The 2,141-nt window shown below is 63.9% G+C and carries 1 protein-coding gene; it reads right to left on the bottom strand.

Features of this window, described 5'->3' with window-relative positions:
- Positions 1-284: 284 nt before the first annotated feature.
- Positions 285-2,141: MFS transporter (locus AYR66_RS12655; protein ID WP_088709786.1), on the bottom strand; the 1,857-nt coding region annotated here is incomplete at its 5' end.

Raw genomic sequence — 2,141 nt, 5'->3', positions numbered from 1 at the left:
CCGGCGCCATCACACTGGCGGGGCGCGGAGCCTGCTGCGCGTCCGCTCCTCGATCATCTCCCCCGCCGCATGCGCTCAACCCGCTCACCAGTGCCAGAACAAGGCTGCTTGGAAGGCGTGCGGTTCTTTTCATGGGGGGCGCTCCTCGGCGGGTGATTGTTGATATCACCATGCTAGTGGCTCGCCCTCATGATTCGATTGAGTGTTCTCAACCGCGCAATGCAGACCGGCGGCCTCGGCCGCCGGTGCAGACACAAGTCTTATGGATTCTCAAATGTGTGCGGTTACTCCACGAGCAGCGCGGCGACACGATCGCGCAGCAGTGCCGGTTGCGCCTGCGCCGCAGGCACGGGCTGGCCGACATTGAGTCCGACGCGCGCGAAGATGCCGCGACGGAAGGGGCGCACCATTGCCACGCGGTTGCCGTCGACGACTTCGATGCGGCTGAAGAAGGAGCCCCACAGGTTGGTCAATGCCATCGGGATAACCGGCGGCGCGACGCCGTCCTGCTGCGCGCGTTCGAGGATCTTCATCACGCCGCCCTTGAACTCCTGCAGCGTGCCGTCGCGCGTGAGCGCGCCTTCGGGAAAGATCGCCAGCAGGTCGCCTTCGCGCAGCACCTGCGCGGCGCGTTCGAACGCCTGCTCGTAGGTGCCGGCGTCTTCGGTGCGCGGCGCCACCGGGATCGCCTTTGCCAGGCGGAATATCGTGCCGAGCAGCGGGATGCGGAAGATGCGATGGTCCATCACGAAATAGATCGGCCGGGGACTGGCCGCCATCAGCAGCACCGCATCGACGAAGCTCACGTGATTGCACACCAGCACCGCCGGCCCGGCAAGGGGAATGTGCTGGTCGCCGCGCACCTTGAAGCGGTACACCACATGCGACATCACCCACGCAAAGAAGCGCAGCAGGTACTCCGGCACCAGCATGAAGATGTAGAACGCGACGACCGCATTGGCGAGACCGGTGAACAGGAAAATCTGCGGAATGGAAAAGCCGCTCTGCAGCAGGACGCCGGCGATCAGCGAGCTGGCGATCATGAACAGCGCGTTCAGGATGTTGTTGGCCGCGATGATGCGCGCGCGGTGCGTCGGCTGCGCGCGCAGCTGGATCAGCGCATACATCGGCACGCTGTAGAGACCGGCAAACAGGCTGAGAAGCAGGAGGTCGGCCAGGACGCGCCAGTGGGCGGGGCGGGCCAGGAATTCGCCGAGCGCCAGCGTGTCGGCGGGCGGCAGGCTGCGCGTGGCGAAATAGAAATCGACCGCGAACACGGTCATGCCGATCGCACCCAGAGGCACGAGGCCGATCTCCACATGGCGGCGGCTCAGCACTTCGCACAGCAGCGAACCGGTGGCAATGCCGATGGAAAATACGACCAGAAGGAAAGAAGCAACCTGTTCATTGCCGTGCAGGACTTCACGCGACAGGCTGGGGAACTGGCTGAGGAACACCGCGCCGAAGAACCACATCCAGCTGATGCCGAGCAGCGAACGGAACACCACCGGATTGCCATGCGCCATCTTCAGGTTGCGCCAGGTTTCGGTGACCGGATTCCAGTTGATCTTCAGCCCCGGATCGGTGGCGGGCGCAAGCGGAATGAATTGTGCAACCGCGCGGCCGACAACCGCGGCGGCGAGGCAGCCGATGGCCACGTGCAAGCGGCCGACGCCGGGTGTGGCAATCAACAATCCACCGACGACGTTGCCGAGCAGGATGGCGACGAAGGTGCCCATCTCCACCATGCCGTTGCCGCCCGTCAGCTCGCGTTCGCTCAGCACCTGCGGCATGTACGCGAACTTCACCGGTCCGAACAGCGTCGAGTGCAATCCCATCAGGAAAGTGCAGGCCAGCAGCACCGCCACGTTCTCCGTCACGAAACCAAAGGCCGCCGCCGACATGATGACGATCTCGAGGTTCTTCACGAAGCGGATGATCTTCGTCTTTTCGTATTTGTCGGTGACCTGGCCGCTGGTCGCGGAAAACAGCAGGTAGGGCAGGATGAACAGCGCGCCGATTACCAGGCCCGCCATCGCCGGCGGCATCCAGCTCACCTGCAGCTGGTAGGTGACCATCACCGTGAAGGCGAACTTGAACAGGTTGTCATTCGCCGCGCCCGAGAACTGGGTCCAGAAAAA

Origin of the sequence: Noviherbaspirillum denitrificans, from assembly GCF_002211445.1 — a bacterium.
Lineage (GTDB): Bacteria > Pseudomonadota > Gammaproteobacteria > Burkholderiales > Burkholderiaceae_D > Noviherbaspirillum > Noviherbaspirillum denitrificans.
This window is presented reverse-complemented; position numbering and strand designations above follow the sequence as displayed.